The organism is Snodgrassella sp. (assembly GCF_024103505.1).
GTDB classification, from domain to species: domain Bacteria; phylum Pseudomonadota; class Gammaproteobacteria; order Burkholderiales; family Neisseriaceae; genus Snodgrassella; species Snodgrassella communis.
On the sequence record NZ_JAGGIJ010000001.1, the window covers coordinates 163,002 to 188,400 of the forward strand.

Consider the following 25,399-nt stretch of genomic DNA (forward strand, 5'->3'; position numbering starts at 1 on the left):
GCCGAAATTAACAACGGCCATTCCTCCTGTTTGATTAAGCCAATTTCAACGCCCGAGTCTGGAGAAACATCATGAGCGATATTTTAAATAAAATCATTGCTACCAAAAAAAAAGAAGTAGCGGCAGCCAAAAACACTGAATCCATAGCTGAAGTACGTGCACGGGCTTACAACCAAGTACCGGTACGCCCTTTTCTTGATGCCATTCATACCAAACATCAGCAAGGAAAAGCAGCCATCATTGCCGAAATCAAAAAGGCCAGCCCATCTAAAGGGCTGATTCGCCCCGATTTCTCACCGGCAGACATCGCCCGCTCCTATCAGAAAGGTGGTGCCGCATGTATGTCTGTTCTCACCGATGTCAGCTATTTTCAGGGCAGCCTTGCCTACCTGAATACAGCCCGCAACGCCTGTAACCTACCTGTATTACGCAAAGATTTCATCATCGACATCTATCAGGTTTATCAATCCCGGGCGCACAATGCGGATGCAATCTTACTTATTGCAGCAGCACTCAGCCAAACCCAGCTAAATGAGTATGAAGCTATTGCCCACGAACTGGGCATGACAGTACTGCTTGAGATTCACAATGAAGAAGAGTTGGAAAAATGCATTAACATGCGCACCCAATTATGGGGCGTAAACAACCGTAACCTGCGTAACTTCGAAGTGGATTTACAACAAACCATTAAACTTCTACCGTTACTGACGGGCAAAACCGTGGTTACTGAAAGTGGCATCTTTACCACAGACGACATTCACCTAATGCAGCAACATCAAGTAAACACTTTTCTCATTGGTGAAAGCCTGATGCGCAAGCAGAACATTGCTGATGAATTGAGCATACTCGTCAATGCCTAAAGCATTCATACACATCAACTAACTACTTTAATCATCATAAAAGGAAAAAATCATGGCCGTGATTATTAAAAATGCAGAAGAAATTGCAGCGATGCGCGTCGCTGGCCGGCTTGCAGCAGAAGCACTTGACTACATAGGCCAGTTCATCAAGCCAGGTATAACCACCAACGAAATCGACAAACTGATTCATGATTACCACATTAACGTTCAAGGTGGCTATCCCGCACCACTGGGTTATGGTAACCCACCATTTCCCAAATCCTGCTGTACCTCAGTTAACCATGTCATCTGTCACGGCATTCCCGATGACAAACCATTAAAAAATGGCGACATCCTCAACATCGACGTCACCATTATCAAAGACGGTTTTCATGGCGATTCCAGCCGCATGTATGCAGTCGGTGAAATTAGTCCGCAGGCACGCCGCCTGATCAACATCACCCATGAAAGCATGATGGCAGGTATTTCAGTAGTCAAACCGGGAGCTACATTAGGAGACATTGGCTATGCATGCCAGCAAGTTGTCGAAAATGCCGGATATTCCATGGTGCAGGAATTCTGCGGACATGGTGTCGGCCGAGGTTTTCACGAAGAACCACAAGTGTTGCATTATGGTCGTCGCCATACCGGCTTAAAATTGCAACCCGGCATGATATTCACCATCGAACCAATGGTTAACCAAGGTAAACGTCAACTGCGCATCCTTAACGACGGCTGGACAGTCGTTACTAAAGACCACAAACTTTCTGCACAATGGGAACATGAAGTATTGGTGACCGAAAATGGTTACGAAATTCTCACCATCAGCCCACTGACAGGCAAACCTTAAAGCGACCAAAAATTGCAAAACTTAACACAAAAAAGAGCATTAACATCTTATTCAAGGTAAAAAGTTTTAATTCTGGTTAGATTAGAATTACTCAATATTATTCTAAAGCACCATATTTTTTATAAACCAACTGCAATATTATGTTGAATGTAAAAACTATTGTGATAATATTGAAGTCCATAGATAATTATGCATATTGGTATAACATTAGTCATTACTTTAATGACTAAACTTACCAAAATAATTAAATGTTTATGAATGATCATATTAATTAATTCTACTAACACATAGACAACTTGTTTTTAAGGTATAACAATATGAAAGCTTTTAAACCTATCAGCAATGTGCGCGAAATCCGTAAAAAACTCGGACTAAACCAAATTGAGTTCTGGAGTCAGGTTGGCGTTACTCAATCTGGTGGCTCCCGTTATGAAGCTGGTCGTAACATTCCGAAACCTGTTCGTGAACTGGTACGTCTCGTACACGTAGAACAGCTGGAATTAAGCAAACTCAATCGCACAAATATGGAAGTAGCTGAACTGCTTAAAAACGAGCATCCTGAAATGTATCAACAACTGAAAGCAAAAGCAGAAGGTAAATAACACTCTTACCAGCTTTCTCATCAAAGCTCCGTACCAGAATTTGGACGGAGCTTTTATCTTGTTTATTAAAATTTCAACCTTATAATAAGACTCAACAAATGAACCAGGAAGTAGCCATGACACACTCAGCATCTACCTTGATGCCTTTTTTCGGACTGATTCGGGTAAGCGGCGAAGACCGCGCCTCATTTCTGCATAATCAGCTCTCCAACGACATTAACCATCTATCGGCAGGTCAGGCCTGTTTAGCTACCTATAACACAGCCAAAGGCCGCGTAATAGCCAACATAGTAGTATTAAAAAGAGACGAAGATATCATTCTCATTGCCGCAGCCGACCTGTGTGAGACATTACAGAAAAAGCTACAGATTTACATCATGCGCAGCAAAGTAAAACTGCAAAGTATGGATGAATGGAGTGTCGCTGTCAGCATACCGGCCATTACAACCGTACAGGCAGAACCCGTGCCCCAATATGTATTATCAGCTACCCAGATAAACCAAATCTGGCAAATAACCCTGCCAGACAACACCACTATACAGATTGGTAAAATCAACCAGCTGCCACCATTAAATACAGAAACAGCTAAAGCATGGCAGGTACAGCAAATCAATAGTGGCATTTCATGGATCAGCGCAGCCACCACAGAAACTTGTGTGGCACAAATGCTCAACCAGCAACTGATTGGCGCTGTCCACTTCAAAAAAGGCTGTTATCCCGGTCAGGAAATCATTGCCCGTGCTCAATATCGTGGTCAGGTTAAACGCGGGCTGGCTCTGCTTGAAACAACCGCTATACTCACTGCCGGCGATACCATCACAGACAGCAACAACGAAGAAGTCGGACTCATAATCAATCAAGTACAACAAGAAACAGCCACCTTAGCTCTGGCCGTAATCAAACATAGCGCAGCCGAAACACAACTACAATGTAATAATCATCCCCTAACCATAAAAAAATGCTTTTTTACCACAGTTATTACCGGAAATACCTGAAACAGCAAATAATCATCCGTAGCAGATATTTTTCATACAAACTGCCGCCAAGTATATTTAATAGATTTTTGATATTCAAATAAAAAAAAGAAAGTGCCTATATAAAATAAACATTAGCTGATTCCGGTTTTTTCCAAACGCTGGTTGTACCCCAACAGACTCACCAGAAACTCAATTCCAACCATTAAAATCCGCTATTAGCACCGATAAATCACACAACTAGCAGATTTCATATCAACCTGTGCTACAATACATACTTCTACAAGACGGCCATAGCCGTCTTGTTTTTATTGTCAGCAGAATACAAAAACATGAGTCAGATTGCCCAAGAAGCGGCACGCCGCCGCACATTTGCGATTATTTCCCACCCAGACGCCGGTAAAACTACCCTTACCGAGAAACTATTATTGTTTTCCGGAGCCATTCTGTCTGCCGGTACCGTAAAAGGTAAAAAGTCTGGAAAATTTGCCACCTCAGACTGGATGGAAATCGAAAAACAACGCGGCATTTCCGTTGCCTCTTCTGTCATGCAGTTCGACTATCGTCAGCATGTCGTCAACCTGCTCGATACACCCGGCCATGAAGACTTTTCCGAAGACACCTATCGCGTACTCACCGCCGTAGACAGTGCCCTGATGGTAATAGATGCAGCCAAAGGCGTAGAAGCACAAACCATCAAACTTTTAAACGTCTGCCGATTACGTGACACCCCCATTGTCACCTTCATGAATAAATACGATCGAGAAGTGCGAGACTCACTCGAATTGCTTGATGAAGTTGAAAATATCCTGCATATACGCTGCGCCCCTATTACCTGGCCAATTGGCATGGGCAAAAACTTCAAAGGTGTATACCATATCCTCAATGATGAGATTTACCTATTTGAAGCCGGTGGCGAAAAATTACCACACCAATTTGACGTAATCAAAGGCATTAACAACGCCCGTCTGGACGAACTTTTTCCCATAGAAATACAGCAACTGCGTGAAGAAATTGAGCTGGTACAGGCAGCTTCAAATGAATTCGATTTAGATGCCTTTCTGCGCGGCGAACTTACCCCCGTCTTCTTCGGTTCGGCCATCAATAACTTTGGCATTCAAGAAATTCTTAATGCCCTGATCGACTGGGCGCCGGCGCCACAACCACGCGAAACCCTCGAGCGAGTGGTTGAGCCTACTGAAAACAAATTCTCCGGTTTTGTATTCAAAATTCAGGCGAACATGGATGCCAAACACCGCGATCGCATTGCATTTTTGCGCGTATGCTCCGGCGAATTCACCCGAGGCATGAAAATCAAACACCTGCGTTTAAACCGCGATATAGCAGCCTCCAGCGTCGTAACTTTCATGTCTCACACGCGTGAACTGGTTGAAGAAGCTTTCGCCGGAGACATTATTGGCATTCCCAACCACGGCAATATCCAGATTGGCGACAGCTTCACCGAAGGAGAACGCCTTACCTTTACCGGTATTCCTTTTTTTGCACCCGAATTGTTCCGTGCCGTGCGAATTAAAAACCCGCTAAAAATGAAACAGCTACAAAAAGGATTACAGCAACTGGGTGAAGAAGGTGCCGTACAAGTATTCAGACCACACAATGGTGGCGACCTAATACTTGGCGCTGTAGGCGTATTACAGTTTGAAGTAGTTACTGCCCGTCTGGCCAATGAATATGGCGTTGATGCCGTATTTGAATCAGTCAGCATCTGGTCAGCACGCTGGGTATCCTGTCCCGACCGGAAAAAACTGGCCGAATTTGAAAAAGCCAATATACTCAACCTAGCTACTGATGCTGGCGGCAACCTCACCTACCTTGCCCCCAACCGCGTTAACCTTTCACTTACCGAAGAACGTTGGCCAGATATCAGTTTCCACGAAACACGGGAATTAACAGCCCAGATTAACAACTAAACGCACTTATTCATCTCAACAAAGCAGCTTATCTAACAAAGAATAGGCTGCTTTTATTTTTACCCCCTCAAAATCAAATTAACCTGATCATATATAAATTACAAATTTAAAATGCAATAACCATATTATATAAAATATACTTTGCCATAAATATCACATCGATAATCCAGTTTGATATATGACAGAAAATACAAAATAATAAAATATCAAATATTTAAATAAACTGGAGACAGAAAATCTAAACCTTAAGCAAATATTTGCCGAGCTTAATCAAAAAAATTGCCAACTCATACACTGTTATTTATTTTTCATTAAAGCCCTAGTAGATTAATGGAGACAAAACTCTAGTTTTACTTAAGTACCCACTATTTCGAAGTTAAATTACCTAACCAGTGATATTCACCAAACAGACACTTATTTTAAAACCCTCTTAATCAATTAATTAAGAGGGTTTGATCATTTCATTATTACTTATCAGTATTAGCAACTTCTGGTGCAGAGGCTGCCGGCAATTCAGCATAATCTGGTTCATTCTCTGGTTCAGGCTCAATATTCCATATTTTGCCATTCAGATAAACTTTACCATTGATTAGTTTCAAGTGTGTTTTCACAATACCATTAGTCACCTGTATATAACCACGTGCCTGCATAGATTTAATTGCACTATCGATCATCAGACGTATAGTCTGATCAATATCTTCCAGAGCTTCAGCACCGCCGGCACTCGCATCTACAGTAAACAACGCCCGTGCCTGACTGATGGCAAAATTTTCCATAATGGCCTGAGGAATAGCAAAATCCATTTCCGCATCCATCTTATTCAGCATCAGACCCAGTTGTTGCATATCCGAAGCAAGCAAACTTTTGAATCCCAGATTACCATGTATATCAATCAGCCCCTGCGGCATTTGCAGTTTAAAAGTATTGAGTTTAAGAAGTGGGTCATGAGTAAACAAGCCCAATCCCTCATTGCGTACTGCCTCTACAATTGCAGCACGTAACTGCTCATTATTCAAATTCTGAGTTGATAATTGGGTAATTTTATTATTGATTGCTACCAGACTGGCTGCATCCAGATGCTCAGCCGAAGCATCAATATTCAGCGGGCCATAGATATCATTCCCATACTGCAACTTGGCAAAACCAAACTTACCATTACTATTAATCCACTGATCCTTTTCCTCAGTAGAAGTGGCCAGTTTCAAATCCTGAATCATAATTTTGGTAGGCATACTATTGCCAGCCGGGCTGATAAAGGCACCAATCTGCAAGTTAGTAACCAGATTAACCAACTGATCCAAACGGATAGTATTGTCTGTAGTATCGTTCCAATTAAAGGTAATAGTCTTGATACCCAGATTACTATTACCTAAAGCCAGTGAAGTTTTACCATATTCAGTATGACTGTTAAGCTGCAAATCCTGATAAGAAGCACGCCCTTTGGTAGCAAGAATCATATCCAGCCCGGGGCTGACAGTATGACTATCATAACTATTAAAATCTTTAGCGTAATCTATCGTTGATTCCAGCCCTTGCCAGCTGATTTTGATACCAGACAATTCTTCATAATTGAATTTTGGTATTACCACATGCATCTGGCCACTGCCACTTAAATTAATTGTATTTTCTAACTTAACAGGAGCTTCCTGCCCAAAAAAGCGCGCTAAAATCTGCTGCGCCTGTGGAGTGAAGCGCAATTCAGTTGTTACATGCGCGCGAACAGGACGAATACTGCCAGCAAATAAACCATGCTGAACATGATTAACCAAAGTAACTGGTTGTTGCAGCACCGTGCGAACATTATCAGGCAATTGCTGCTGCACACCAGCAAAAAAACTCGGCTTAAAATGTATTTGTATGGTTTCTGTAGAAGTAAACCAGCCGCGCCGATAGCTCTGTTTATCAATAACAAGAAAAGGGCTTTTAGCCAGTAAGGCGCGTTGGTCGTCCAGACTTTGCTGGGCTTTGACCCCTAAATAATAAGGTAATGCCAGCGCAATAAGCAATATAACTGCCACAATTGCGACAATAGTCGTTAGAATTCGTTTATTCATGCTCGAAATGTCTTAAATATCCACATTCTGGAAGATTTCAGGATAACATCAAACTAGCCGTTTGTCCGCCGTGTTTGCCCCTGATAACATCTTATTTTAAGATTTAAGATAATTATCCCTACCAAATTAATAAAGATATCAATTATCCAGTATCCCCCTAGTTTGTAGCCGCTGTCGTTGTTGCTCAAATAAACAGATAGTTGCAGCCATGGCTACATTGAGCGATTCTGTTTGTCCGCTCATTGGGATAATCACATGTCTGGACACTGTTTGTAGTATTTTTGCACTCAAACCACTACCTTCATTACCGAAAAGCCAGCCCGCTGGTTGAGCCAAATTTAATGAATAAATACTTTTAGCTGATGTGCTTAGTGCAGTAGCATATAATGGACAGGTGTAATCTGCGCACCATGCAGCTAAATCTGTCACAGTCTGAATCTTCAGATAAGCGTGCGCGCCCATTGCTGCACGCAATACTTTAGGTGACCAAACGTCAACACTGTCTTTACTCAGCACAATATTATCAATACCGGCAGCCAGTGCACTGCGTAAAATAGTACCCACATTACCCGGATCCTGAACGCGTTCTAACAGTACCACATCACCAATGTTTGCTGTATCGGGATCTGCTAATAACTGTACAATTGCAACTGGTTCTTTTGAATTGACTAAATCACTGATTTTATCTAATAAATAATCAGCAACAAATACCACCTTCTGTTCTGGTAATTGGGCTATTAGGGCAGCGATTTCATTATCAAACACGCGCAGTTGTGGCACATACAATGTTTGAATTGAATGCCCCGCCTGCATAAATGTCTGAATAAGATGTATTCCCTCCAGCACCGCCTGCTTATGTTGAAAACGATAATGCGATTGCGCAATCAAACGAGACAGATGCTTAAGTTCACTATTGCTAGCAGATTGAATAATTTTATGGCTCATCCAGTTATCGGGCTTTCTGTTAATAGCTGATTATATTATAATTGATAATATATGCGATAAGAATTCTATTATTTCTCATTTTGCTTATTTATAGCATAATCTAATACTGCCTCATGACTTTCATTTTTACTTATGAATGGCTCTTAATATACCAGTAAATAATTTTATATTATCTTTGTTATTATTTCTGGCAACGCCTGTTAGTCAATAATCGTATATATTCCGCTGCAAATACCTACACCATTAGAAACGATAGCGTAAAACGCAATATTCAGCAATTGCAGCAGTATTTTGCATACATGTAAATATTAAGCAATAAATTAGCTGTTTTCTATTAGTCTTATTATCAAGTGATTTCTGATAAAGAGTATATTGTGCATTATATTAATATAACTATCTTTAAATGCCACATTAACATGAGTTCCTAGTTCTAATAGCTGTCTGACTGTTCCCAGCTATTTCAGTACTGTTGCCTATTTTAATAAAAAAAATTTATTATCAACATCTATTTAAAAATTCGCTGACAACAAATTATTAAAATTTTTTCATTAAATGATTTAATTTTCATTTAAAAAACATTATTATTTTGGGTATTATCATCCAAGATATATTTCTCAGCAAGCATAACCAACAAAAATAAGTTAAAAATAGCCTACTAGTTAGTAATATGCCATAAAAGCCATTTTATACAATTCTCACAACTAATATTTTAATTGTGTAAGAAGAATATGGCGAATATCGGCAATTTTGGTAAGGGTACGCAGCTGTGCAAATAATTGTTCGGCTTGTGGATAGACCAGTTTTAGCTGCGCCAACCACTGTTTTAATCTTGCTACTGGATAATTGTGATTGGCTGCATCTTTATTACAGCAACAATTAAAAAAATCGTTAATCCATGGCAAAATTTCTAGCCATGATAAAGAAGGAATTATTTCACCTTGATTATAAGCTGCAATTTGTCTTGCCAGATCCGGCCGTTGAACGGCACCTCGCCCTAACATGACATCCTTACAGCCACTAACAGAGCGAATTTGCTGATAATCGGCCAGCGTAAATACGTCACCATTAGCAATAACCGGAATACTAACAGACTGCCTGATGCGGGCAATCCATTCCCAGTGTGCTGGTGGCCGATAGCCTTCGGTTTTTGTGCGCGCGTGTACGGTAAGCTCGCCGGCTCCGCCTTGTTCTATTGCCTGTGCGCAGGCCAGTGCCAGATTCTTATTCTCATAGCCTAGGCGCATTTTGGCGCTGAGCATGATTTTAGCCGGTAAACTCCGGCGCACAGTTGCCACTATTTCTTCTATTTTGTCCGGATATTGCAAAAGGACAGCCCCACCCTGATGCTGATTCACTGTGGGTGCGGGACAACCAAAATTCAAATCAATATGAGTAGCCCCCAGTTCGACCACTTTTTGTGCGTTCAAAGCCATATTTTCAGCATGGCTGCCCAATAACTGTACTACTACGGCTGTACCAGCTTGTGTCAGATTGCTATGTGCCAGTTCTGGCATGTATTTTAGCCATATAGAACGTCCATGTACGGTATGAGTAATACGTACAAATTCAGTGACACAGACATCAAAGCCACCAATGCGGGTTAACAGATCACGCATGGGCGCATCAATCAACCCTTGCATGGGCGCAAGATGTAATCTGGGCGAATTCATTTTTGTTTGCAAACTAACTTGATTCACACGAATAACCGGTGCTTGAACTATAAAAAAACGACGCAACCTGTTTTCATCAACAAGTTGCGTTGCTAATTATAAGATAAAAAAGTAACGATGGGGTTTAATCGCGTAATGTTTCAATCAGGTCAATCAGTAATTCTACTTCTTCATTCTCTAAGATAGAAAAACCTTCGCTCAGACCTATGTCTTCCAGCAACATTTCGCCTGCCACTGTTTCATGCATAGTGCTAAATGCTTTCTGCAATGTTTCAAGCATACTGGCATGACGCGGATGCAACAGCACGACATGATATAAATCATTGATCTTACTTTCAATCAATAAATTTAAGCGACTGCGGGTAAGTGAGGTCAGTTTATAGTATGCTGAAGACATAAATAAACCAATATCACCCTCCCCTTGAATCAATCCACGCGCAACTGCTGAAAATGATTCACTGCTAATCCATGTTAAGTCTTTTTCTTCTATATCGACCGCTTCTAATAAGCGTAGCGCGATTAACTTAACATCGTAATTTTCTGTACACAGAACCGACATACCCGGTTTGATGTCTTGCAGTGATTTTATCTCACTCTCTGCTGAGCTGCTAATTACCATTTCATCAAAACGGTTTACCGGACGGACTACGGGTAAATAGCCCAACTCGCGCATCAACTTGGCAGCATCAAATGGATTGGCATAGATAATATCAACTGTATCGCTGTCTATAGCCTTCCGCTGTTCTTCTGCATTGGTAGCCATAAACAAATGCACAGGAGCATCTATCAGCCGTTGCAGACGGGTATTGAGAAAATGCCAGCCTGCATAGAATTCTGGAGAAAAATCGGGCGCAATTAAAAAATTAATAGTCATGAATTACCCCGTTCTTCTTTTATCAGTCCCTCATAGAGACCCTGCATTTCCACTATCTTGCTGCGTGATGGCTTGCGACGCACTGATGTATAACCCTGAATGACTCCATCACGGATATTGGGAATAATAGTGGCATAAACCCAGTAAAAACCACCGTCCTTGCGCAGATTTTTTACATAGCCGTGCCATTTTTTTCCTTGTTGCACTGTGTCCCACAAGTCTTTATAAGCTACTTTTGGCATATCGGGATGGCGCAGAATATAGTGCTCAGCACCCATTAATTCATCAAGTGACCACCCACTCATATGCACAAATACTTCGTTGGCATGTGTAATGATACCTTTCAGATCTGTTCTTGAGGTAATCAGACAGCCATCAGGAAATTCTGTTTCTACATCAGTACAATATACGGTGCGCGTTACCCCATCGTAATGTGTCAATTCAAATGTACGGTGTTCAGTTTCAGGCACCTGCATTGGTGAAATCATTATGACTCCATTTTCTTGAATGTGGACAACCAAGCAAATAATACATAAGTCGAAATTAAGGTATATATATTGCGCCAATTAGCAAAAGAATACAAAGTATTTAATTAATCCGTATACAAAAAAACTATTTATTTTGATGAAAATCAATATATGCCAGATATAATGTAAATGTTTTACTACATTGATTAATCTGATATAAAATATAATAGGATTTTTGTTTGTCAAAATTTCACACTAAAATGCTATCTTTTTCCTACCGAATCTGAATGATAAAGCCCTGCCCATTTCATGATATTGGCCACTTCAAACTCATTGAATTCATAATACTGCCCCCGTTTGAGTCTTTTGGGCAATGCAATCGGTCCGAAGCGTACCCGAACCAGACGGCTCACAGTAAGTCCCTGACTTTCGAACAGACGTCTTACTTCACGGTTGCGCCCTTCTTTGATGACAATTTTATACCACTTGTTAGCCCCTTCTCCTCCTTGTTCGGATAGATATTGTACTTGGGCGGTACCATCTTCCAGTTCAACACCATCAAGCAGTTTTTGTTTCTGTTCAATGCTTAGTTCACCCAGAACGCGTACGGCATACTCCCGCTCTACTTCAAAACTCGGATGTGCAAAACGATTTACCAGTTCACCAGAGGTGGTGAGTATCAATAAACCACATGTATTAATATCGAGACGGCCTATTGCTACCCAGCGGCTGCTGACTGTTTGTGGCAGTCGGTCAAATATGCTGGTACGTCCTTGTGGATCGTCGCGACTGACTATCTCGCCTTCCTGTTTGTAATACACCATGATACGTGGCAAGCGGTCGGGCCATTTAATGTTAATGGCTGATCCGCGCACACTAATCTCATCATCTGGTGTTATTCTGTCGCCTAGCTGAGCTACTTTACCGTTAATCCGTACCATGCCCTGACTGATCCACTGTTCCATTTCTCGCCGTGAACCTACACCCGAGGCAGCAAGTGCTTTTTGCAGACGCACAGGTTCCATTTTTTCCAGATTGATACGCTGTTTTTTCAGCACCCGGGCACGCTGTAAAATTTCCTGATTCGGGGTACGCTGAATCAGTTTTCGGGCGCGCTGAACTTTGACTTTGGCAGCAATTTTTGTCTCAGGCTGTGAGGACAAGGACTGTCGGGCAGTTTCTTTCTGCTGTTTAAAAGCAGATTTAACTTTACCTGCGATATGTTTGCCCACTGTAGGTTTAGTGCTTTTATTGGTTACGCCATCACGTATCTGGCGTTTGGTTAATTTTCTATTGGCTTGACTCATGTTTATACTCCTAATCCGTCATCAGACGGTTCTTCTGCGGTAGCCGGTGCCACGGCAGGTTCATTTAAATCGGGTAAAACCAGTTCACCCAATTCTGTTAAAGGTGGTAGTTGATTTAAGTTTTCCAGCTGTAAATCACTTAAAAAAGCTGTTGTGGTGGCCCACAGATTTGGCCGTCCCACGCTATCGCGCTGGCCAATAATTTCTATCCAGCCCCGATCCTGTAAGGTTTGTAAAACATTGCTTGAAACAGCTACTCCTCGGATAGCTTCAATATCGCTGCGTGTTACTGGTTGCTGATAAGCAATGATAGCCAGTGTTTCCAGTACCGCGCGCGAATAACGTGGTGTACGCTGTACATCCAGACTGGCCAGTTGCGGATAGGCTGCACTGTTTACCTGAAAACGCCAGCCTTGTGCGGTGTGTACCAGATTTAATGCCCGCTCCTGCCAGCGCTCGCGCAGTGCAGACAGTATGCCTTCTAATTCCTCTGCTGATAACGGCGGTTCTCTCAAGGATGCTAATACTTGCTCGCTTAATGCCTCGCTTTGGGTTAGTAGTGCAGCTTCAATCAATGCTTCGATGGAAACAGAATGATTCATAATTATGTATCTGTATGCGTTAAATGCTGATTTAAATTGTCCATGAGGAATTAACCTTTGCGTGCTGCTTTTCTGGCTGCCCGTTCCATTTTAAGCTGTGCTTCGTGCTGCTGTCCTTTTTTCAGCCATACTGCCCATTGATTGGGTGTTTCCAGTGTGATACGGCCAATCAGTCCGTCACGGAAATCTGTGAGCAGACGTTCAGCGGCTTTCTGGTAATCAATGCGGCCTCCACTTAACAATGCACCACGCTTACGACCAATCCATTCTAACCAGTTGTCATCAAGCCAGTGCGGGCTTTCACTCAGATCAGCCTGATACCGTTGCTGTAGTAAAGGCAGATAGTGCCTGCGCAGGTAGTCCAGTAATTCCAGCGCAACAATTTCTTCATCCAGTGCATTACGACCTACCGCCCCACTGGCAGCGAGATTATAACCGGCTTCTTCTACAATAATTTTTGGCCATAACATTCCCGGTGTATCATATAACCAGAAATCATCAGCCAGTATCAACCGCTGCTCGGCCTTGGTGATACCCGGTTCATTGCCTGTTTTGGCGCTGCGTTTACCCAGCATGCCATTTATCAGTGTAGATTTACCGACATTAGGAATGCCACAGATAAGCACTCTTAATGGATGATCTAAACCATGACGGTTTGGCATCAGTGCGCGGCTGGTTGCAATAATTTTGCTGGCCGCCTGTTTTTCCGATGCATCCAGTGCCAGTACGTTGGTATTGGGCTGAGAACGATAATCTGCCAGCCATAATTCAGTGCGCTTGGGATCAGCTAAATCTTGTTTATTCAGAATTTTCAGTTTGGGCTTGTCGCCAGACAGTTTTGCCAGCAACGGATTGGCACTGGAAGCCGGTAAACGGGCATCGAGTACTTCGATAACCATATCCACACTTTTAATCCGCTCGGCAATGGCTTTTTTGGCTTTGTTCATATGCCCGGGATACCATTGAATAGCCATAAACTGTCCTTGTCTGATACACAAAACTCTTATACAAAAAAACACACAGGCAGCCTAAATACGGGCTGCCTGAATAACTCACTTTTCTTATTATACCGTTTTTTCAGAATTTTTACTTAACTCTAACTGCCGGTGCCGTACCAGTACGCTATATACATTCAGCTGCTGCGCCAGAGCTTCTACGATATAAACTGAACGATGCTGACCACCTGTACAGCCGATACCAATATTAACATAGCTGCGACTTTCCTTTTCCATTTGCGGTAACCAGCGCAGTAGAAAATCAGCTAAATCTTTAATCATTTCAGCCATCACAGTCTGCTGGGCAAAAAAAGCCCTGACGGGTTCATCCAGCCCGCTAAAGGGACGCAGGTGGAAATCATAATAAGGATTGGGCAGAAAGCGTACATCAAAGACGAAATCCAGCCCAGCAGGTACACCAAATTTGTAGCCAAAGGATTCCAGCACTACGCGCATAGGTGCCACGGGCAAATGCAGCCATTGCTGTATCTGCCGGCGCAATTGCGGTACATTCAGCAGTGAGGTATCAATTACATAAGCATAGCTTTGTAAAGTTGACATGTATTGCTGTTCAGCCGCAACACTTTCATTTAGGGTTTTGTGCTCCTGTGAAAGCGGATGACTGCGCCGAGTTTCAGAAAACCGGCGGAGCAATACGGCCACTGAAGAAGTTAAAAACAATAAATCAACCTGATGTCCCTGAGCACGCAGGCGGGTTACCAGCTCCAGTACTTCAGCCGGATTAAAGCGAGAACGTATATCCACACTTACACCCAGCTGTGCTACATGGCTGGCTGCATAGTGTTCAATTAGACCCGGTAAAAGCTTTACCGGCAAATTATCGACACAGACAAAACCAACATCTTCCAGTAAACGCAAAGCAATAGATTTTCCAGAACCGGACAATCCACTAATCAATATTATCCTCATGAATCACAGCATCCTCTTTCAGCATTGAGTTATGACGATCCAGAAATTGCTTTGTACTGTCTTGTCCTCGCATTTGTAAAATAAAATTACTAACAGCTGCTTCTACTAATACGGCCAGATTGCGCCCAACTGCTACAGGCAAGGTCACGCTGCGAATGGATACGTTCAGGATACTTTCGGTTTCGCTTTTTATACTTAGGCGATCTATTCGCTGCATATGACTGTCATCGGCCAGTGCCAGATTGATTATGAGCTGTAATTGCTTTTTGGGTCGCACAGCCGTTTCACCAAAAATTGCCCGGATATTCAATACGCCCAAACCGCGAACTTCAAGAAAATCTTTCAGCATGGCTGGACAGCGCCCTTCAAGTGTTTCCGGCCCGATACGGTACAATTCAACTGCATCATCAGCTACCAGACCATGTCCGCGCGATATGAGTTCCAGCGCCAGCTCGCTTTTTCCCAGTCCAGACTGACCGGTAATTAATACGCCAACTTCAAAAACGTCCAGAAATACGCCATATTTAACGGTGGAGGCTGCCAGCACCCGTTGCAGATAGATGCGTAATACATCCATCAGAAAAGGACTTTCAGCCTTCGAAGTTAGCAATGGTACATTATGCGTATGACAATAATCACGCAACATGTAGGGTACGGGTAAATCGTTGGCAACAATAATCAGCGACATGGTTAAATCGAATAATTCATTGAGTGTGGTGGTAATTTCACCAGCCTCAATTTTATTCAGATATTCCACTTCTGCTATGCCGATCACCTGTACTTGATTGGGGTGAATGAAGTTCAGGTGGCCGACTAGTGCCAGCACTGGCTTATCGGCATCAATACTGATGCGATTATCTGCACCAGCCGTACCAGCCGACCACGCAAGTTTCAGTTTGGTCTGGTTGTCATGATATAAGCGCCGTACCGATATACTGGGCATGATAATTTGTCCTTAAATCTGATCTGCGAGCAGTATTTCGCGCACACTTTCGGCACTGTTTGCGGATAATAAGGCATTGCGTACAGATTTTTGTGAAAATTTTCCGGCCAGTTCTGATAAGACATTCAGATGTTTGGTGGAAGCATTTTCCGGTACCAGTAACACAAATACCATACTAACCGGCTGTTCATCCGGTGCATCAAATGCGATGGGTGTCTGCAATCGAAAAAAAGCTCCTACGGTATCGGTTACTGCACTAATACGGCCATGAGGAATAGCTACACCTTTACCTAATGCTGTAGAACCTAGTTTTTCACGCGCAAACAGGCAATTAAACACATCCTCCTGCGACAGTCCTGCTACTTCGGCCAATAAAAGACCAGCCTCTTCGAACAGACGTTTTTTACTGCTTACATTCAAATCCAGAATCACATGTGAAGCCGGTAAAATATCCCCAATTAAGCTCATGCTCATTTTCAATTCCTATCAAATTGCACGCTAAGCCGTAAGCATCCGAGTAAGGATATTTACCGCCCGATTAATGTGCAATTTATTTAAATACAATCAAAGTACAAAAAATTTAATCTCTTGTCTGCTTGGTACTGCGCTAATTATTTATGGCTTACCCAGCCAGTAATGCAGTAACAATCCGGCAAACCAGATAAGTCCGATCCGGTTATTGCGCACAAAAACAGTAAAGCATACTTTACGGTCACGAGTACGGATTTTGAGCCACTGCCAGTATTGCAAACCAAGCACTAAAGGCAGGGCAAGCCAGTACCAGAAACTGGCATGAATCAGCCAGCCAGCCAGAATCATCAAAATATCGAAGCCTGCATGGCACAGCATAGCCGCAGTAATATCATGTTCACCGAAAGTAATCGCAGAAGTATGAATACCAATTTTCAGGTCATCTTCTTTGTCGGCCATGGCATAAATAGTATCATAGGCTAATGTCCATAAAGTATTGGCTGCCAGCAACACCCACGCAATCAACGGTACATGATTGCTGACAGCAGCAAATGCCATAGGAATACCAAACGAAAATGCCAGACCAAGATACAGCTGCGGCAGAGGGAAAAAACGCTTGGTAAAGGGATAGGTAATGGCGAGAAACAATGCCGGAATACTCATCATCCAAGTTAGCCGGTTCATGGGCAGTAAACACAATGCCGCCAGAATACACAATACTAAAGTTAAGGTAAGTGCCTCTTTTTTGCTAACCTTATTTAAGGCAAACGGCCGCTGACAGGTACGTTCAACGGCACCATCAAAATGGCGGTCTGCATAATCATTAATTACGCATCCAGCACTGCGCATTAGAAATGTACCTAGCCCAAACAGCAATACCAGAAGCGCGTCTGGGTGCCCATCAGCAGCAATCCATAGCGCCCACCAGGTTGGCCACAGCAGCAGCAAAGTGCCGATTGGGCGATCTATACGCATTAGCTGCATATAAGTTTGAAGGCGATCCACAAGCTGCCAGCTCTTTTTATGCGCCAGCTCTTCTTGAGCAGAAATTCGATTCACACCAGTCTTTCAATGTTAATGCATGATTAAAAAATACAAAGATAGTCTGTATAACGTTGCCAGAACCATCATAATGCCACTACTATCAGATAACTGTCTGCAAACCAAACAATTGTAACATAAGCATAACAGCTCTCTGCACACAGATACTATTATCCAAAGGAGTAAGATATGGATTTAATTTTATGGCGTCATGCCGAAGCTGAGAACAATTCGGATGATCTGGCTCGCAAATTAACCAATAAAGGCCAGCAACAGGCTAAGCTTAGCGCTCAGTGGCTACAGCAACATCTGCCAGACAATTATCAGGTATATTGCTCCGAAGCAGTACGGACACAGCAAACGGCAAGTTATCTTAAACAGCCTGTATCTATTCATAAGTTACTTAATCCGGACAGTCACCCACTCGCTTTGGCTACATTTCTGCAACAGCAGTCTCCAGCCACCACTCAGGTATGGATTGGTCATCAGCCGTGGATTGGCCAGTTTTGCGCCTATTTACTTAATGGTTCTTGGTTACCTGAACAATTCTGGTCGGTAAAAAAATCGGCTTTCTGGTGGTTTGATGTTCGCTTTTACCAGCAACGCCATCAGGCTCGGTTAAAAGTAGCCCTACTTCCTTCTGTACTTAAATAAGTTTGAGCAAGCAACCAATTGACACGAAAGCATTAGTACTATGAATTTATTACCCAAAAGTGTAAATAGACGCCGTCACTGGTTTAATGAGCAGAACTTTCTGTCCAAGCTGGCCAGAAATGCCTTGCGTCTGGGCAAACCGGTTGCTGTTCAGTTATATACTTTATATCTGCTGTTTAAATCACCCGAGACACCTTTACGCAGTAAAATGCTGATACTGGGTGCATTGGTGTATTTTATCAGTCCAATAGACCTCATTCCTGATTTTCTAGGACCATTCGGGTTTACCGACGACATAGCTGTTATCACCATGGTATGCAGACAATTGCAAGCAACCATTACACCTTCTCTGAAAGCGCAGGCTCAAGCAGCTATGGCGCGATTCTTTTCTCAGTAAGCAACAGTAATATTCGAATAAGCAGTTAAACCGAAATCAGAGAATGCTGATTTATCATCCATGCAGCATCTGGTAACGCTGCACAAATTTATCCAGAAAAATAAATAATTCCTGATTCATGGCTGAGTAATCAAATGATTGGATTTCTTGCTCAGATTGTATAAAAGGCAATTTGCCCGCATTACTCAAATCAGCACTGGAATGCGCAATTAATGCATCAATCGCTGCTGTATTCAGCTCTAAATGACATTGAAAGGCATATACTAAGGGCGCATAACGGATAATTTGTCGCGGACAGCCGGTACTGTAAGCCAGAACTTCTGCCTGCGGTGTTAACCCTGGCATGTCACCATGCCAGTGCCCCACAGTTAGCACTTTACCAAAATGCATAATGAGTTCATCAGCCAAGCCGGCTGGTGTCAGATGTATCGGAAAATAGCCTATTTCCTTATTGGGACTTGTTTCTACCATTCCTCCCAGTGCCTGCCCTATTAACTGTGCGCCCAGACAGATACCCAGTACTGCTTTACCTTGTTCAGCAGCATTAATAATCAGTTTTTGTTCTGCGTTACTATCAAAATAGCTGCATTCTTGAATTGAAGTTAATGGTGATTGCGGGCCACCCATAATAATCAGCATATCCAAATTGGCGGCAGAATCCGGCAGTTTCTCGCCAAGATACAGACGAGAATATGAGATCTGATGATTTCTGTTTTTCGCCCACTCTTCGCAAGCCGCAGGGCCTTCAAAATCCTCATGAATAATAAAATGTACACGCATTTTTACGCTCCTTTATAAATTCAAATCGGGTTTAACAGAGGGAATCATACCAGTTTAACGGTGAGATTTCGAATCAGACAGTTTTATATGCTGATAAAGATATAATAATAACGCCGTACTTTCAAAAGTACGGCGCTGATTCAGGCTAAATAAAATTAATTATTTGTTAGCCTTAAATTCTTCATAATACTCACAAGCCAATTTATGTAGTGAGGTACCAATGGCTTTATACTGGTATTCATTCAGATTGGCTAAAGACACGCGGCCAGATGGGTGGCGAACAGCAAAGCCTTTACCCGGCAACAATACTACTCCGGACTCATCTGCAATTCTGAACAATAGTTCATTAGGATTTTTGGTTTTAACAACCCACTCTGCAAACTCATCGCCATATAACTGACGAGCCGTATCTTCCATATCTACCAGAGTATAGTAATCTACGCTGTTTTCATTAAACTCATGTTTAATGCCAAGCTGTTTGTACATGGCAGCACTGCGGTTGCGAATCAACGCCATCAGCGCATCTTTGTACTGTTTCTTGGTATCCATCATTTCAGCCAGAGAGAACAGCACCATTTGTACCTGTTGTGGCGTAGACAAACCAGCAGTATGGTTCAGGGCAACGGCGCGGCTATCGGCAACCATACGGTCGATCAGTTTCAGTTTTTCCGGTTCTGGTGTAATGGACAGATAACGTTTATGCAATACCTGACGTTCTTCTTCAGGCAATTCAGCAATTTTCTTGTCCAGTACATTTTCTTTTGCTGTCGCGATGACGCCCAGACGCCAGCCAGTTGCACCAAAGTATTTGGAGAATGAGTAAACCAGAATAGTATTGTATGGACACAATGTGAAGAGGGATTCAAAGTTTTCAGCAAATGTACCGTATACGTCATCAGTCAGAATAATCAGATCTGGACGTTTCTTCACGATGTCAGCAATAATCTGCAAGCTGCGATCATCCATCTTCACTGAAGGCGGATTAGAGGGATTAACCAGATAGAATGCCTTGATTGAGGGATCTTCCAGTTTGCGCAATTCGCTTTCAGGATACTGCCAGTCTAATTTCGGATCTGCGTTGATCAGTACTTCTTCCAGTTCGTAATCATTCAGTTCGGGGATTTCCAGATAAGGGGTGAAAATCGGCGCACCCAAAGCAATTTTGTCACCGTGACGAATCAGACCGTTTTGTTTCAGTGAACTGAAAATGTATGCCATCGCAGCAGTACCGCCTTCAGTTGCAAACAGGTCAATATCGTCATTACTCATTGTTTTTGCACCCATTTCATTAAGAATATAGGTTTTAACAATTTCTTCAGACAGACGCAGCATACGGTCTGGTACCGGGTAATTACAGCCTAAAATGCCTTCGGTCATTTCCAACAAAAACTGATGCTGGTTGTAACCAAGCTGGTCACGCACATAAGACATGGCTTTGCTCAGAAAATCTACACCTGGTTTGTGGCGGTTGCGACGGATAAAATCGTCAAAGCGTGCCATTAAATCATCTTTAAAAGGCATGCCGCCAATATTCTGATCCAGAAAGGAGAAAGAAATTTCAGATTCTTCAGCAGCAAACAAACCTAATTCGAAAAACGCATTGCGAGGCAATGTAGCCAGAAAATTAGGATTACCACGACCAGCATTCAGCATCATGCGATCATTGCGGCTCTGTGCCAAGTCAATCAGATGGTTTTTCAACTCAAATGGACTTAAATTAGCATATTTTTCAAAATCATGTTTTGAATTCATAATAGTTTCCTCAAGAAATTAAAAGCACATATCAAACAAGAGCCACAATCAATGGTCCTAACAATGTCAGGAACACATTGGCTAATGCATATGTAACAGCAAATGGTGTAGTTGGAATGGCATTACCTGCTTTATCCAGAACTTCACCAAATGCAGGATTGGCACTACGTGAACCAGACAATGCACCTGCAAATACTGCTGCATTATCGTAACGGAGCACATAGCGACCAAAGAAGATAGCCAGAATCATTGGAACCAGAGTAACCACGACCCCAATCAAAAACAGAGTTAACCCATGTTCTTTGATAGTCGTAATCGCCTGTAATCCAGACTGCAAACCTACTACAGACACAAATCCAGCCAGACCAAAGTCTTTCATGAACTGCGATGCCGCAGCCGGCATATTGCCAAATGTCTGTTTGCGGGCACGTAACCAGCCAAAAAACAAACCAGATAACAATGCACCACCACCGGCACCTAAAGTAATCGGAATATTGCCGACACGAACCACTATCCAGCCGATAATCAGACCAAGTACCACACCTAAACCGTGATAAGCCCAATCAGTTTTACTGTTAACAGTAATCGGTGCGCCAATGATATGAACAACACGATTGATATCGCTGGTAGCACCATAAATGGTCATTACATCGCCCAGCTTGAATTCGGTGTCTGGCGTGATATCCAGCTTTTCACCATTACGATGCAAGGCAACCAAATAGATACCATGCTGAATTTCAAAGTCAGCGTCACTCAGATGTACTTTAGAGCGGATTTCAGCCATGGTTTTGTTGGCATACTCAGGGTTACGGAATACGACATTTCTAGTTTCAACAATAACTTCCAGACCATGTTCTGAATCCAGCTCACGACCAAACAAGCTGCTGACAGAGGTAACCGCTTCACGACGACCGACAATCAGAATAATGTCATCCTGTTTCAGTAGTGTAGACGGCGTACAATCAATCAGATTGCCATGACGTTTGATGCGCTCGATAGTAATACCCAGATTTTCCAGCTCTATATCTTTGATGGTTTTGTGAATATCACGCTCAACCACATAAATACGACCAACCATCTGTGTAATCGCCATCCCCTGATTACCTTCAAGTGCCATAGCACCTTTCAGTTGCTCAGCTTCAGCGGCTACCGCATCATCGCGAATGTCGCGCCCCATGATTTTCGGGAGCACATTCATACAGATAATGATTGCACCCAATGAACCAAATATATAAGTCACTGCATAACCAATGGCTACATTGGCCTGCAATTGCTGTAACTGGTCTGCGGGCAGCCCCATATGGGTTAAGGCATCAGCTGCTGTACCCAGAATAGCTGACTGGGTTAAGCCACCGGCAGCCAGACCGGCAGCCAGACCTTTATCTAGATGGAACAAACGCGCCATAATCATGACGGTAATGAAACCGGTAATGGCAATAAAGAGTGCCAGAAAAATTTCACGCAGGGTTTTTACGCCCAGAGAACGGAAAAACTGAGGACCACTCTCATAACCTACTGCATAAATAAATAAAGTGAACAGCAATGCTTTAAGACCAGAATCAATGTGAACATTGAGCAGACTTAAACACACAGCCACCAATAGAGAACCAGCAACCCCACCGAGCTGGAATTTACCGAAGCGGATACTGCCCAGTAAATAACCCAGACTTAACGACAGAAACAGCAGAATGACCGGCGATTCCTGAATATTAGTCAAAACCCAATTCAACATATGTCTACCTTCTCCTGAATGAACGTAGATTAGTCTGCGCTTGTGAGATTTTAATTTTTGTCTTTATTTTCATAGGTATGAAAATAAATGATAACTTTAGTATTTTGTTAAAACCAAAAGCATATATTTAATTAAAACAGTAACTTTTAATTCATATGTAAGAATAATTTCACACTTGTTCCAACAGACGCATTTGGAGATTTTGGCATTGATTTAAAATAGAAAAGTTAAGACTTTGTTTAGAAAAATTTATTAATATATAAATAAAGATGATAAAAAAACATGCTATGAATATAAAAATTTAAAAATTAACTTATTAATGGTAGCTTAAGCATACAAACATATAATTCATTTTTTTTTAAATATATTTATATACCTAGCATAAATAAATATTAAGCTATATAAACGTTTCCGCAACCCAGAAAAACGCCATAATAAATTGAAATCAAAACAAGAATTTCAATTAAAAAGCTGGTCTTTTTTTCTTGTTTCTGTGTCCATATCACAACAAAATCTGGTTTTTTTCAAAGGAAAATGCTAATAAAATTAACACAAATTGTAGATTAAACAATTCATACTGGCTTGTAAGCAATTGATTCCAATTTACTACATAAAGTTTACACAATGTAATTTCATAATGATCTGTAAAATCTATCAGTAGAACTGATCAATAACAGGCAATACAAGACTAATCAAATAATTCATACATTGATTAGATCAGGTTCTGATTTTTATTGTTCACGCAGTATAACCATGTCGTGAATCTGACCAGCTCATTAATACTTACCGGCAAAAAGAAATTAAAAAAGCCTGAAAGAAAAGTTTCAGGCTTTTTAGTAATGATGTTTTGTGCAGAAAATTATTGAATTCTGGCCAAAGACAACCACAAAATGCAAACTGCTTCGATATCGGCCTGTTTAATTGCTTTGGCCGGCAAATCAGCGTAATACCGGCAGCGATTCAGTGTTAATAAAATTGACTACATTATTCAGATCATTTTGTGGTTTATTAACTATATCAGTGTCTCTCGTATCCGTTGCAGAATCTGCATCTTCACCAGATACTTCATCATCTGGCGTATCTGATTCCGTCGCAGTTGCTGAAGCAGGCACACCAATGTCTTTAATTAACTGCTGATACTCAGAAGATTGTTCCAGCAACTGTTTAGCAGCTTTGCGCAGATTATTGACTTCGCTATGAGCCAGATAAAATGTAGTTGGAATATGAATAACCTTTTCCCGTAAAGGTGAAGGTGGCAAATCCAGCAAGTTCACACTAATATAATAGAGACGCGGCGTTTTTTCACTACGGTTATCATTCCACCATTCGGCATATTTCTGAAACTGATTCTGCGTATCTTCCGAATACTTTTCAATAGGAATACTGGTTAATGCCTTAACCACATCCGCCGTGCCCGGAACACTAGCACTACCGTCAATTTCACTTTTTCGCTGTGACTGTGCATTGACATTGATGATAAAGATTTTATGAATATTCGCTGATTCCAGACGGTCGTAGAGCGTTTTATTACTATATAGTTCGGTTGTATCCAGCAAACTGCGCAAGCCAAGATTATCAGTCAGCCCACCATCCAGTAAATGAATATAAGGCCTCTTCTGACTGTCCTGATACTGTTTCAGATTGGCGCGGTAAGCCGCGCGCATCTTAGCACGAAATTCTGTTGTACCAGTAGCATCCACATTATTGCTGTCCGCTATATCATTTGGTAACTGGTAGTGACAGTTGCCACCATTGTTGTTGAACGTAACCGGAGCAAATACCAGAGGTACTGCACTGGAAGCAGCCACAGCCCGCGCAATAGGCACCTTGGTTAAATCCAGACAAAGTAAATCAAAATATTCTTGAGTAAAATCCAGCCGACTGCCCAGACTCATATCCGTAGCACTAATTACTATAAACGGCCCTTGACGTTTATTCTTTAAATCGGCATAGGTAGCACCATGATATAAATGTAAATCCAGTTGTTCTTGTAGCAAATCTCCACGGCCAAACTCCGGAGAAGCCAGCCGCGACCAGTTTGCCATCGAAAAAACCTGCCCGATTAACATTTTCTGCAAATTCTGATTGAGAAATTTTTTCTCAAATCTGGGAATCGTTTCAGCACCATGTAGACCAAAGTAAGTAGCCAGTACCGAACCACCGGAAATGCCATAGGCCACATCCACTGTATCCAGTAAACTGGTTTGCCTGTTATCTATTTTGACCTGCTGTTTTTTCAGCGATTCAAGAACACCATAGCCAAAGGCTGCTGCGCGGGTACCGCCACCAGAAAACATAACAATACCGATTACACTATCTTTTTTATCTGTTTTATCGTTTAGTAAAGCGTTTTGCAGACGATAGCCCTTGTGTTCATCAACGTGATCAATCGTAGCCACAGGCTGATATTGCAAAGTAGCACAGGCATTCAATCCGAATATAGCAATTAAAGTTAACATCAGCCATACTGTGGATCGAGTAATACATAGTGGCATTCATGGCTCCCAGATCTAAAACGCGTATCAAGATATTTCATGCAATTGTCAATAATACAAATGTTTATTGATTAAAGTACCAGTGTAACTTATT

At 42.1% G+C, this 25,399-nt stretch carries 23 protein-coding genes; 7 read left to right on the top strand and 16 right to left on the bottom strand.

What is annotated here, in order from left to right; genetic code table 11:
* Positions 1-71: 71 nt before the first annotated feature.
* The 5 genes from trpC (at position 72) to J6578_RS00780 (ending at position 5,196) form a co-directional block, all read left to right on the top strand.
* A complete protein-coding gene (trpC, locus tag J6578_RS00760; RefSeq protein ID WP_093090551.1) occupies positions 72-860 on the top strand; it encodes an indole-3-glycerol phosphate synthase TrpC in 789 nt (262 codons plus the stop codon).
* Between the two features lie 49 nt (positions 861-909).
* Positions 910-1,689, top strand: coding sequence for a type I methionyl aminopeptidase (map, locus tag J6578_RS00765; RefSeq protein ID WP_093090553.1), 780 nt, complete (start codon positions 910-912; stop codon positions 1,687-1,689).
* A gap of 317 nt (positions 1,690-2,006) precedes the next feature.
* The gene (locus J6578_RS00770; RefSeq protein ID WP_037405617.1) at positions 2,007-2,291 is read left to right on the top strand and encodes a helix-turn-helix domain-containing protein; all 285 of its coding nucleotides are present in this window, start codon (positions 2,007-2,009) and stop codon (positions 2,289-2,291) included.
* 116 nt (positions 2,292-2,407) lie between these two features.
* Positions 2,408-3,286, top strand: coding sequence for a CAF17-like 4Fe-4S cluster assembly/insertion protein YgfZ (gene ygfZ / locus J6578_RS00775; protein ID WP_287953652.1), 879 nt, complete (start codon positions 2,408-2,410; stop codon positions 3,284-3,286).
* Between the two features lie 311 nt (positions 3,287-3,597).
* Positions 3,598-5,196, top strand: a complete 1,599-nt coding sequence (locus J6578_RS00780; protein WP_093090557.1) for a peptide chain release factor 3 — start codon at positions 3,598-3,600, stop codon at positions 5,194-5,196.
* 467 nt (positions 5,197-5,663) lie between these two features.
* Here J6578_RS00780 and J6578_RS00785 read toward each other — a convergent pair whose 3' ends face one another.
* From J6578_RS00785 to ubiA, 12 genes are all read right to left on the bottom strand, one after another.
* On the bottom strand, positions 5,664-7,250 hold the full coding sequence (locus tag J6578_RS00785; RefSeq protein WP_239364904.1) for a YdgA family protein: 1,587 nt from the start codon (positions 7,248-7,250) through the stop codon (positions 5,664-5,666).
* Positions 7,251-7,388: 138 nt separating this feature from the next.
* Positions 7,389-8,195, bottom strand: coding sequence for a TrmH family RNA methyltransferase (locus J6578_RS00790; RefSeq protein ID WP_287953654.1), 807 nt, complete (start codon positions 8,193-8,195; stop codon positions 7,389-7,391).
* Positions 8,196-8,896: 701 nt separating this feature from the next.
* On the bottom strand, positions 8,897-9,865 hold the full coding sequence (locus J6578_RS00795; RefSeq protein ID WP_287952190.1) for a tRNA dihydrouridine synthase: 969 nt from the start codon (positions 9,863-9,865) through the stop codon (positions 8,897-8,899).
* 124 nt (positions 9,866-9,989) lie between these two features.
* The gene (locus J6578_RS00800) at positions 9,990-10,739 is read right to left on the bottom strand and encodes a PhnD/SsuA/transferrin family substrate-binding protein (RefSeq protein ID WP_093090565.1); all 750 of its coding nucleotides are present in this window, start codon (positions 10,737-10,739) and stop codon (positions 9,990-9,992) included.
* Positions 10,736-11,227, bottom strand: a complete 492-nt coding sequence (locus tag J6578_RS00805; protein ID WP_239348691.1) for a PAS domain-containing protein — start codon at positions 11,225-11,227, stop codon at positions 10,736-10,738. The genes J6578_RS00800 and J6578_RS00805 overlap by 4 nt, the downstream gene beginning before the upstream one ends.
* Before the next feature lie 242 nt (positions 11,228-11,469).
* The gene (locus J6578_RS00810) at positions 11,470-12,513 is read right to left on the bottom strand and encodes a pseudouridine synthase (protein WP_239364966.1); all 1,044 of its coding nucleotides are present in this window, start codon (positions 12,511-12,513) and stop codon (positions 11,470-11,472) included.
* Positions 12,514-12,515: 2 nt separating this feature from the next.
* Entirely contained in the window at positions 12,516-13,115 is a 600-nt protein-coding gene (scpB, locus tag J6578_RS00815) for an SMC-Scp complex subunit ScpB (RefSeq protein ID WP_287951376.1), read from the bottom strand.
* Between the two features lie 50 nt (positions 13,116-13,165).
* The gene (gene ylqF / locus J6578_RS00820; protein WP_239348686.1) at positions 13,166-14,089 is read right to left on the bottom strand and encodes a ribosome biogenesis GTPase YlqF; all 924 of its coding nucleotides are present in this window, start codon (positions 14,087-14,089) and stop codon (positions 13,166-13,168) included.
* A gap of 90 nt (positions 14,090-14,179) precedes the next feature.
* Positions 14,180-15,040 (bottom strand): RNase adapter RapZ, encoded by an 861-nt coding sequence (rapZ, locus tag J6578_RS00825; RefSeq protein WP_287953655.1) that lies wholly within the window; start codon positions 15,038-15,040, stop codon positions 14,180-14,182.
* On the bottom strand, positions 15,021-15,983 hold the full coding sequence (hprK, locus tag J6578_RS00830) for an HPr(Ser) kinase/phosphatase (RefSeq protein WP_037405632.1): 963 nt from the start codon (positions 15,981-15,983) through the stop codon (positions 15,021-15,023). The genes rapZ and hprK overlap by 20 nt, the downstream gene beginning before the upstream one ends.
* Positions 15,984-15,995: 12 nt before the next feature.
* Positions 15,996-16,451 carry a PTS IIA-like nitrogen regulatory protein PtsN gene (ptsN, locus tag J6578_RS00835; protein ID WP_037406051.1) on the bottom strand — a complete coding sequence of 152 codons (456 nt, stop codon included), beginning with the start codon at positions 16,449-16,451 and terminating at the stop codon, positions 15,996-15,998.
* Positions 16,452-16,598: 147 nt separating this feature from the next.
* A complete protein-coding gene (ubiA, locus tag J6578_RS00840; protein ID WP_093090832.1) occupies positions 16,599-17,438 on the bottom strand; it encodes a 4-hydroxybenzoate octaprenyltransferase in 840 nt (279 codons plus the stop codon).
* Between the two features lie 246 nt (positions 17,439-17,684).
* Here ubiA and J6578_RS00845 point away from each other — a divergent pair, with 246 nt between their 5' ends.
* A complete protein-coding gene (locus J6578_RS00845) occupies positions 17,685-18,149 on the top strand; it encodes a SixA phosphatase family protein (RefSeq protein ID WP_093090575.1) in 465 nt (154 codons plus the stop codon).
* 40 nt (positions 18,150-18,189) lie between these two features.
* Positions 18,190-18,546, top strand: coding sequence for a YkvA family protein (locus J6578_RS00850; protein WP_100138832.1), 357 nt, complete (start codon positions 18,190-18,192; stop codon positions 18,544-18,546).
* Positions 18,547-18,600: 54 nt separating this feature from the next.
* Here J6578_RS00850 and J6578_RS00855 read toward each other — a convergent pair whose 3' ends face one another.
* The 4 genes from J6578_RS00855 to J6578_RS00870 all read right to left on the bottom strand — a co-directional run bounded on the left by J6578_RS00855 (position 18,601) and on the right by J6578_RS00870 (position 25,269).
* Positions 18,601-19,326, bottom strand: coding sequence for a type 1 glutamine amidotransferase (locus tag J6578_RS00855; protein WP_287953657.1), 726 nt, complete (start codon positions 19,324-19,326; stop codon positions 18,601-18,603).
* Between the two features lie 159 nt (positions 19,327-19,485).
* Positions 19,486-21,078 carry a bifunctional aspartate transaminase/aspartate 4-decarboxylase gene (locus J6578_RS00860; protein WP_037405641.1) on the bottom strand — a complete coding sequence of 531 codons (1,593 nt, stop codon included), beginning with the start codon at positions 21,076-21,078 and terminating at the stop codon, positions 19,486-19,488.
* A gap of 31 nt (positions 21,079-21,109) precedes the next feature.
* Positions 21,110-22,810 carry an aspartate-alanine antiporter gene (aspT, locus tag J6578_RS00865; protein WP_037405644.1) on the bottom strand — a complete coding sequence of 567 codons (1,701 nt, stop codon included), beginning with the start codon at positions 22,808-22,810 and terminating at the stop codon, positions 21,110-21,112.
* A 938-nt stretch (positions 22,811-23,748) separates the two neighbouring features.
* A complete protein-coding gene (locus tag J6578_RS00870; RefSeq protein ID WP_287953659.1) occupies positions 23,749-25,269 on the bottom strand; it encodes a patatin-like phospholipase family protein in 1,521 nt (506 codons plus the stop codon).
* Between the last annotated feature and the right edge of the window lie 130 nt (positions 25,270-25,399).

Coding starts and splice junctions, on each gene's coding strand:
- trpC (WP_093090551.1), top strand. CDS start 72: ATGAGCGATATTTTAAATAAAATCATTGCTACCAAAAAAAAAGAAGTA.
- J6578_RS00770 (WP_037405617.1), top strand. CDS start 2,007: ATGAAAGCTTTTAAACCTATCAGCAATGTGCGCGAAATCCGTAAAAAA.
- ygfZ (WP_287953652.1), top strand. CDS start 2,408: ATGACACACTCAGCATCTACCTTGATGCCTTTTTTCGGACTGATTCGG.
- J6578_RS00780 (WP_093090557.1), top strand. CDS start 3,598: ATGAGTCAGATTGCCCAAGAAGCGGCACGCCGCCGCACATTTGCGATT.
- J6578_RS00785 (WP_239364904.1), bottom strand. CDS start 7,250: ATGAATAAACGAATTCTAACGACTATTGTCGCAATTGTGGCAGTTATA.
- J6578_RS00790 (WP_287953654.1), bottom strand. CDS start 8,195: ATGAGCCATAAAATTATTCAATCTGCTAGCAATAGTGAACTTAAGCAT.
- J6578_RS00795 (WP_287952190.1), bottom strand. CDS start 9,865: ATGAATTCGCCCAGATTACATCTTGCGCCCATGCAAGGGTTGATTGAT.
- J6578_RS00800 (WP_093090565.1), bottom strand. CDS start 10,739: ATGACTATTAATTTTTTAATTGCGCCCGATTTTTCTCCAGAATTCTAT.
- J6578_RS00805 (WP_239348691.1), bottom strand. CDS start 11,227: ATGATTTCACCAATGCAGGTGCCTGAAACTGAACACCGTACATTTGAA.
- J6578_RS00810 (WP_239364966.1), bottom strand. CDS start 12,513: ATGAGTCAAGCCAATAGAAAATTAACCAAACGCCAGATACGTGATGGC.
- scpB (WP_287951376.1), bottom strand. CDS start 13,115: ATGAATCATTCTGTTTCCATCGAAGCATTGATTGAAGCTGCACTACTA.
- ylqF (WP_239348686.1), bottom strand. CDS start 14,089: ATGGCTATTCAATGGTATCCCGGGCATATGAACAAAGCCAAAAAAGCC.
- rapZ (WP_287953655.1), bottom strand. CDS start 15,040: ATGAGGATAATATTGATTAGTGGATTGTCCGGTTCTGGAAAATCTATT.
- hprK (WP_037405632.1), bottom strand. CDS start 15,983: ATGCCCAGTATATCGGTACGGCGCTTATATCATGACAACCAGACCAAA.
- ptsN (WP_037406051.1), bottom strand. CDS start 16,451: ATGAGCTTAATTGGGGATATTTTACCGGCTTCACATGTGATTCTGGAT.
- ubiA (WP_093090832.1), bottom strand. CDS start 17,438: ATGCAGCTAATGCGTATAGATCGCCCAATCGGCACTTTGCTGCTGCTG.
- J6578_RS00845 (WP_093090575.1), top strand. CDS start 17,685: ATGGATTTAATTTTATGGCGTCATGCCGAAGCTGAGAACAATTCGGAT.
- J6578_RS00850 (WP_100138832.1), top strand. CDS start 18,190: ATGAATTTATTACCCAAAAGTGTAAATAGACGCCGTCACTGGTTTAAT.
- J6578_RS00855 (WP_287953657.1), bottom strand. CDS start 19,326: ATGCGTGTACATTTTATTATTCATGAGGATTTTGAAGGCCCTGCGGCT.
- J6578_RS00860 (WP_037405641.1), bottom strand. CDS start 21,078: ATGAATTCAAAACATGATTTTGAAAAATATGCTAATTTAAGTCCATTT.
- aspT (WP_037405644.1), bottom strand. CDS start 22,810: ATGTTGAATTGGGTTTTGACTAATATTCAGGAATCGCCGGTCATTCTG.
- J6578_RS00870 (WP_287953659.1), bottom strand. CDS start 25,269: ATGTTAACTTTAATTGCTATATTCGGATTGAATGCCTGTGCTACTTTG.